Source organism: Pseudomonas sp., assembly GCF_041601375.1.
Taxonomy (GTDB): Bacteria; Pseudomonadota; Gammaproteobacteria; order Pseudomonadales; family Pseudomonadaceae; genus Aquipseudomonas.
In genome coordinates, this window is sequence record NZ_JBFIIG010000215.1 from 1 (window position 1) to 6,622 (window position 6,622).

General features: G+C 66.0%; 8 protein-coding genes and 1 pseudogene. 7 read left to right on the forward strand and 2 right to left on the reverse strand.

All coding sequences use genetic code 11. The features are described 5' to 3' along the window. The 4 genes and pseudogenes from ABZE94_RS19280 to ABZE94_RS19295 all read left to right on the forward strand — a co-directional run. Positions 1-167: pseudogene (locus ABZE94_RS19280) on the forward strand (alpha-ketoacid dehydrogenase subunit beta); the annotation flags it as partial. Continuing rightward, the gene (locus tag ABZE94_RS19285) at positions 164-397 is read left to right on the forward strand and encodes a lipoyl domain-containing protein (RefSeq protein ID WP_271349987.1); all 234 of its coding nucleotides are present in this window, start codon (positions 164-166) and stop codon (positions 395-397) included. The pseudogene ABZE94_RS19280 and the gene ABZE94_RS19285, both read left to right, overlap by 4 nt. Positions 398-409: 12 nt before the next feature. Next, positions 410-1,111 carry a 2-oxo acid dehydrogenase subunit E2 gene (locus ABZE94_RS19290; RefSeq protein WP_372877531.1) on the forward strand — a complete coding sequence of 234 codons (702 nt, stop codon included), beginning with the start codon at positions 410-412 and terminating at the stop codon, positions 1,109-1,111. Then, on the forward strand, positions 1,108-1,821 hold the full coding sequence (locus tag ABZE94_RS19295) for a lipoate--protein ligase family protein (RefSeq protein ID WP_372877520.1): 714 nt from the start codon (positions 1,108-1,110) through the stop codon (positions 1,819-1,821). The genes ABZE94_RS19290 and ABZE94_RS19295 overlap by 4 nt, the downstream gene beginning before the upstream one ends. Positions 1,822-1,903: 82 nt before the next feature. Here ABZE94_RS19295 and ABZE94_RS19300 read toward each other — a convergent pair whose 3' ends face one another. Next, the gene (locus ABZE94_RS19300) at positions 1,904-3,868 is read right to left on the reverse strand and encodes a sigma-54-dependent Fis family transcriptional regulator (RefSeq protein ID WP_372877521.1); all 1,965 of its coding nucleotides are present in this window, start codon (positions 3,866-3,868) and stop codon (positions 1,904-1,906) included. 357 nt (positions 3,869-4,225) lie between these two features. Between ABZE94_RS19300 and ABZE94_RS19305 the strand changes: the two genes are divergently transcribed. The 3 genes from ABZE94_RS19305 (at position 4,226) to ABZE94_RS19315 (ending at position 6,063) form a co-directional block, all read left to right on the forward strand. Beyond that, on the forward strand, positions 4,226-4,354 hold the full coding sequence (locus ABZE94_RS19305; protein ID WP_372877523.1) for a hypothetical protein: 129 nt from the start codon (positions 4,226-4,228) through the stop codon (positions 4,352-4,354). Between the two features lie 98 nt (positions 4,355-4,452). Then, positions 4,453-5,064 (forward strand): VOC family protein, encoded by a 612-nt coding sequence (locus tag ABZE94_RS19310; protein WP_372877525.1) that lies wholly within the window; start codon positions 4,453-4,455, stop codon positions 5,062-5,064. Between the two features lie 66 nt (positions 5,065-5,130). Further along, positions 5,131-6,063, forward strand: a complete 933-nt coding sequence (locus tag ABZE94_RS19315) for a transporter (protein WP_372877527.1) — start codon at positions 5,131-5,133, stop codon at positions 6,061-6,063. A gap of 76 nt (positions 6,064-6,139) precedes the next feature. On the opposite strand, the gene ABZE94_RS19320 is transcribed toward ABZE94_RS19315, so the two are convergent. Beyond that, the coding region (locus ABZE94_RS19320; RefSeq protein WP_372877529.1) for a CoA transferase at positions 6,140-6,622 on the reverse strand (483 nt) is incomplete at its 5' end.

Genomic DNA, 6,622 nt, shown 5'->3' on the forward strand with positions numbered 1-6,622 from the left:
CCAGCGTGGTCGAGCACGACATCGGCATGCTCAAGGCGCGGCCGCAGCGGGTGGCCTTCCCGGATATCCCGATTCCCTTCACCCCGGTCATGGAGCAATGGGCCCTGCCCAATGCCGAGAAGATTGTGGCCGCTTACCAACAGATGCACGAGGAACACAACCGATGAGTACTCCCATCCTGATTGCAGACGACCTCTGGGACGGCGACGCCGAAGCGGTGATCACCTCTTGGCTGGTCAGCGACGGCGCCGAGGTTGGCCAGGGCGACCTGGTCGCCGAGATCATGTCCGAGAAGGCCCAGTTCGAGATCGAGGCCCCCTGCGCCGGGGTGCTGAAGATTCTCGAGGAAGAAGACGCGGTGATCGCCAAGGGCGCGACCATCGGCCTGGTGGAGTAGCCCATGACTGCCATGACACAAACCGCGGATTGCCCGCCGGGTACGACTAGAGTGCCGCTCAAGGGCATGCGCAAGATGATCGCGGCGAAGATGCACGAGAGCCTGCACAGCGCCGCCCAGCTCACCCACCACGCCGAGTGCGAACTGACCGCGCTGCAGGCGCGGCGCGCGCGCTTGAAGGCCGCCGGCAGTGCGGTGTCGTTGCAGGATCTGTTGCTGCACGCAATCGTCCAGACCCTGGGCGCGCATCCGAGCCTCAACGCCACCCTGCAGGACAACCAGATCACCCGCTATCAGGCCGTGCACCTGGGCCTGGCCATCCCGCTGCCCGGCGACCTGCTGGTGGCACCGGCGCTGTTCGACGCCGGGCACCTGGATGCCGAGCAGTTGGCCGAGGCGCGCCGCGCCCTGGTGGCCAAGGCCCAGGCCGGCAAGCTGTCGGTCAGGGAGCTGACCGGTGCGACCATCACGGTATCCAACCTGGGCCTGTCGCGGGTACGCTTCTTTACCCCTATCCTCAATGTGCCGCAGGTGGCCATCATCGGCATCGGCGGCAGCCAGCGGCGCTTGCAGCGCGAGGCCGACGGCACACTGGTGGAACGGGACTTCATGGGATTGTCGCTGACCTTCGATCACCGCGCGGTGAACGGCGCACCGGCGGCGGACTTTCTTGACGACCTGTGCCGGCGACTGGAACATCACGAGGTGAAATGACAAGCATACAGCGACTGCCGGTCGAAGCCGGCCTGGATGCGGAGCGGCAGTTGCTGGACCGGGTGCATGCCGGTGCCCTCGACTGCGGCCTGCTGTTCTGGCGCCCGCTGGATGCGGCGCTGGTAATGCCGCGCCGGCTGGGCCGCCTGGACGGCTTCGCGGCCGCCCAGGCGGCCTGCGCGGCGCAGGGCTGGCCGCTGGCCCTGCGCGACACCGGCGGCGAGCCGGTGCCGCAATCGGCGGCGGTGCTCAATGTAGCCCTGGCCTATGCCGTACCGGCGCGCGACGACGAACAGAAACGCATCGAAACCGCCTATCTGCGCCTGTGCGAACCGCTGCGCGCCTGGCTACGCGGTCTGGGCCTGGATCCCGGTCTGGGCGAAGTCGACGGCGCCTTCTGCGACGGCCGCTACAACGTCACCCTGGAGCAGCGCAAACTGGCCGGCACCGCGCAACGCTGGCGTCGCCGGCCGAGCGATGGCCGTCACGTGTGCCTGGCCCATGCCGCGGTGCTGCTGGAGAACCAGCGCCAGTCGATGGTCGAGGTAGTCAATAGCTTCTATGCCGGCTGCCAACTGCCGAGCCGTTGCCGGGTCGCCAGCCATGTGGCACTGGACGAGTTGCTCGAGGATGTCTGGCCGGCTACCGATGGCCTACTCGATTGCTACCGGCAGCAGCTCCATACCGCGGGCCTGGTGCTCTCCACATAGGGTGCGCGGGGCCGCCTAGGCCGTGCGCACCCTGCAGAACTCTCCCGCTACCCCGCCGCTGAGGACGCTCCGTGAGGCTCGCTCACTCCCATGCCTTCGGCGGCACTATGTTGTAGACCTTCATCCAGCGGTAGATGGTCGGCCGCGACAGCGACAGCTCGCGCGCCGCGGCGCTGACATTCCAGCGATGCCGACGCAGGGTTGCCTCCAGCTGCGCAGCCGGATCGGCGCTCAGGGTACGGGCCTGTTCTGCCGGCGCTGGCGGACGCGGCCCCGGGCTGGGCAGGCACTGCTCGGGCAGGTCGTCGACGGTGATTTCGTCGCCTTCGCAGGTGGCCAGGGCATATTGCAGCGCGTTGCGCAGTTCGCGGATATTGCCCGGCCAGGCATAACCCAGCAGCGCACTCATGGCATCGCCGCGCAGGCGCGGCGGACGCTGCCGTTGCTCGCTCAACTCGATGAACAGCCGCTCGATCAGGTAACCCTTGTCGGCCCGCTCACGCAGCGCCGGCAGCTTCAGGGTGGCACCGTTGAGGCGGTAGTAGAGATCCTCGCGAAACTGTCCGGCCTCGATCATCTGGCGAATGTCGCGGTGGCTGGCGGCGATCACCCGGATGTCCACCTTGATCGGCTTGTCCGCGCCCAGCGGCATCACTTCCTGTTCGGCCAGCACACGCAGCAGACGGGTCTGCAGGTGCAGCGGCATGTCGCCGATCTCGTCGAGAAACAGGGTGCCGCCATCGGCCTGCTGGATCAGCCCGCGCATGCCCTTGCCGCGCGCGCCGGTAAAGCTGCCCGCTTGGTAGCCGAACAGCTCGCTCTCGATCAGCGACTCGGGCATGGCCGCGCAATTGATCGCGACGAAGGCGGCCTGGCTGCGATTGCCGCTCTCGTGCAGGGCACGGGCCAGGCGTTCCTTGCCGGTACCGGTCTCGCCATTGAGCAGGACGTTGAGGGGCTCGCTGCACAGGCGCTTGGCGCGGGCCAGCATCTTGCGCATCAAGGGGTCGTCGTCGGCCAGTTCATCCAGGGCGCAACGTGGCAGTTCGCGGCTGCTGGCCAGCGCTTGCGCAGGTGCGCGGCGCGGCTCCATCAGGGCGGCGAAATACAGCGCATTCTGCCGGTGGGTACGGAAGGCGCGCACATTATCGGCGCTGGCATAGGGAATATTGAAAACATCCTCCAGCTCGCAATCGAACAGCTGCTGCACGCCGACCCTGGGGGCCAGCGCCGAGGGCCGCAGCGGCAGCTCCAGGGCGCACTCGGCGAGCAGTTGCCGGCCGGCGGTGTTGGCCGCCAGCAGGCTGCCATCCTCGGCCATCGCCAGCAGGTAATGACGGTTGATCAGGACGAACTCGCGCGAGCTGTCCAGGCAGAGGATGTGCATGTCGCGGTAGCGCCTGAGAAAGTAGGCATCCTCGATCATCCGCGCGTACTGCTTGACCAGTTGCAGGGCAAAGGTTTGCGAATCTTTCGAGGGCGGCGACTGCAGGGCGGAGATATCCAGCACGGCGAGCAGTTGGCCCTGGGGGTTGAAGATCGGCACCGCGGTGCAGGTGAGGCTGACATGGTGGGCGCTGAAGTGGTCATGGTGGTGACAGGTCAGGGCCTGCAGCTCCTTGATGCAGGTGCCCACCGCGCAGGTGCCGGCATGATCCTCGCTCCAGTCGGCACCAAGGTAGAGGCCGGTCTTGCGGTGCGAGGCCTTGTCGTCCGGGTCGCCGAGAAACTGCACGGTGATCCCGCGGTTGTCGGTGAGCAGCACCACGTATCCCAGCTCGGCGATATGCCGGTACAGCTGTTCAACGCCGGCGCGGGCCACGTTGATCAGTTCGTCGGCCTGATCCTGGTGATCGAGCAGCACCTGGCGCGGGACGAAACGTGGCGGTGCCGGCTTGGCCGGATCCAGGCCGTAGTCCTGGATGCAGCGTTGCCAGGAGCGCGCAATCAGCGGGTCGAAGCCTTGCCCCGGAAGCGCCCGCGCAGGGTCGGCGGCATGGGACAGGACAGTGTCGATATGCACACTGCTGGGCGGGATGATACGCATGCAGCCTCCTCGGACGCGCGACGCACCAGGCAGCACGCGCTGACGATCTTGTTTTTGTTGCGCCCCGCCCGCTCGCTGGCAAGCCGGGCGCATCCGTCTATGGGCCAGAGTCTACTCCCCACCGCCGACCCTGCGAAGCCTGTAATGCCTGTAACGACGGGCATTACAGCTGTAAGCGGCGTGACAGTCGGCGGCTTTGCGCAGGTTGTCACAAGCCGATTCGACATCCGAAAAAAGTTATTGAAAATCAATCGCCTGTAGCCACAACCAAGAAGCGCAACGGGGTTGGCATGGGTCCTGCCATCCAGTCGATGAGCCCGGCAACGGGCCCCCATAACAACAAGACGAGGATGCAGCATGCCCGCCATTACCCCGATGCCTTTTATCCATGACAGCCGCCGCGCCGAGCGCCAGCCCTGGCCATTGCTTTGCCGCCCCGGCTTGCCGCTGCGCCAGCAAACGCCGCGACGACCACTCGGCCGCTGACCCCTGCCCGCTTCGCCCCCTCCTCAGTCGACCGACACTGCAGGCGCGCAAGCCTGCGGCGGGCGACCGTTTGCCCATCCTGTACCAGGAGTATCGCCATGACTTTCCAAGCAGCAACCCAGCTGTTGCGCCGTTTCCTCCTCGCCCTCGCCGCTGCCGCGCTGTCGCCATTGGCGCTGGCCGGCGGACTTCCCGGCATGCAGGGCCTGCAGCACATCGGCATCACCGCACCCAGTCTGCGCCAGGCGACGGATTTCTTCGTCGAGGTGCTCGGCTGCGAAGCCTACTTCACCTTCGGCGAGTTCAAGTTCGCCGACGACTGGATGGAGCGCCATCTGAACGTGCATCCACGCGCCGCGATCAAGGACTTCCAGATGGTCCGCTGCGGCAACGGCACCAACCTGGAAATCTTCGAGTACAGCGCGCCGGATCAGAACCGCCGGTTGCCGCGCAACAGCGACATCGGCGGCCACCACCTGGCGTTCTACGTGGACGACATGGATGCGGCGATCGCCTACCTGAAGTCGAAGCAGGTGCGGGTGCTCGATACGCCCAGCACCTTCAGCGAAGGCCCAGCAGCCGGCCTGACCTGGGTGTACTTCCTGGCGCCCTGGGGTTTGCAGCTGGAGCTGGTGAGCTTTCCGCGCGGCATGCGGTACGAGCAGGGGCTGGATCGACTGTTGTGGGACCCACGCCACCCGCAGCAATAGCCCGGTCAGCGCAACTGCTGGCGAGACCTGCACCACTCAAATCAAACAAGAAAACGAGGAAGCAAGATGCTGCCAATCATTTCAATGCCGCTGCACGCCAGTGCCCGGCAAGCCGATGCGAAAATCTGGATAGCGCTGTGGGGTCTACTGCTGTTGGGCTCGCTGCTGTCCTGGGGCCGGCCCGCTCAAGCCCTGGACCTGGATGCCGGCGACTATGTCCCGGCCGCCGCCGACACCACCCTAGGATTGCTCTACCTGCAGTACGCGGAGCGCGACCATCTCTATCGGGACGGCGACCAGCAGGTCGGCGCACCCGGGCTGGATTCGCAGATCGGCATCCTACGTCTGGTGCGCTACACCGACCTGGGTGGCTATCGCATCGCACCGCAGATCCTGCTGCCATTCGGCCGCCTCGACGGTCGTCACGATGGCGGCGCACTGGGCGACAGCAGCGGCATGGCCGACCCGATCCTGGCGATGCCGATCTGGCTGCTCAACCAGCCGGAGAAACGCCGCTTCTTCGCCATCACGCCCTACCTGTTTGTCCCGCTCGGCAGCTACGACCACGACCGGGCGCTGAACCTAGGCGAGAATCGCTGGAAGTTCAATTTGCAGGCCGGCTATGTCACCGGACTCGGCGATAAATTGGCATTGGATCTAGCGGCCGATGTGACCTTCTACGGGCGCAACCACAGCTACGGCGCACACAAGTGGACCCATCGACAGAAACCCAGCTACCAGTACCAGGGTTTTCTGCGCTATCCGCTACGCGACAACCTCGACCTGCGCGTCGGCCTGTCCCACCAGAGCGGCGGCGAGAACCGCATGGAACAGAGCTGGCTGGACGACAGCCAGCGCAGCAGCAAGTGGTCGGCGGGCTTCGCCTGGTTCTTCCTGCCCGGCACCCAGCTGGCGGCGACTGTCGGTCGTGATATCGCAGTGGAACACGGCTTTCGCGAGGACAGCAGGCTGAATATCCGTCTGCTCCAGGTGTTCTGAGTCGCACCGCATTTGGTGGCCGGTGCGAAGCGTATGCGTTCGGGCTTAAGCCGAACGTCACCCGGCCATCACCCGCTTACGCCACGACTTTCGCCGCCTTGAGTGCGGCGATTCGCTCGGCCGAGCAGCCCAGCTCCGCCAATACCTCATCGGTATGCGCGCCCAAGGCTGCGCCGATATGCCTGGGCGCGGGCAGGCCGGTGGAGAATTTGATCGGGCAGGCGATCTGCCGTTGCGCAGCGTTATCGGCGCGCGGTACTTCGCAGACCAGCTCGCGGGCGATGAGCTGCGGGTGCTCAACCGCCTCGCTAAGCGTAAGCATCGGTTCGACGCAGGCATCCAGCTCGGCGAACGCCTGGCACCAGTCGGCGAAGTCGCGTTTTTCGAACTCGATGGCGATCTCCCGCTTCAATGCCTGTTGCTCCTGCGGTACGGCCGACAGCCCGCGCGACGCCAGCTCGGGGCGGCCGATGGCGGCGCAGAACTGCTGCATGAATTGCGGCTCCAGGCTGCCGACCGCGAACCAGCGGCCGTCGCGGCTGCGGTAGTAGTCGTAGAA

Bases quoted from the DNA above. Each gene is read 5' to 3' on its own strand.
- ABZE94_RS19285 (WP_271349987.1), top strand. From the start codon at position 164: ATGAGTACTCCCATCCTGATTGCAGACGACCTCTGGGACGGCGACGCC.
- ABZE94_RS19290 (WP_372877531.1), top strand. From the start codon at position 410: ATGACACAAACCGCGGATTGCCCGCCGGGTACGACTAGAGTGCCGCTC.
- ABZE94_RS19295 (WP_372877520.1), top strand. From the start codon at position 1,108: ATGACAAGCATACAGCGACTGCCGGTCGAAGCCGGCCTGGATGCGGAG.
- ABZE94_RS19300 (WP_372877521.1), bottom strand. From the start codon at position 3,868: ATGCGTATCATCCCGCCCAGCAGTGTGCATATCGACACTGTCCTGTCC.
- ABZE94_RS19305 (WP_372877523.1), top strand. From the start codon at position 4,226: ATGCCCGCCATTACCCCGATGCCTTTTATCCATGACAGCCGCCGCGCC.
- ABZE94_RS19310 (WP_372877525.1), top strand. From the start codon at position 4,453: ATGACTTTCCAAGCAGCAACCCAGCTGTTGCGCCGTTTCCTCCTCGCC.
- ABZE94_RS19315 (WP_372877527.1), top strand. From the start codon at position 5,131: ATGCTGCCAATCATTTCAATGCCGCTGCACGCCAGTGCCCGGCAAGCC.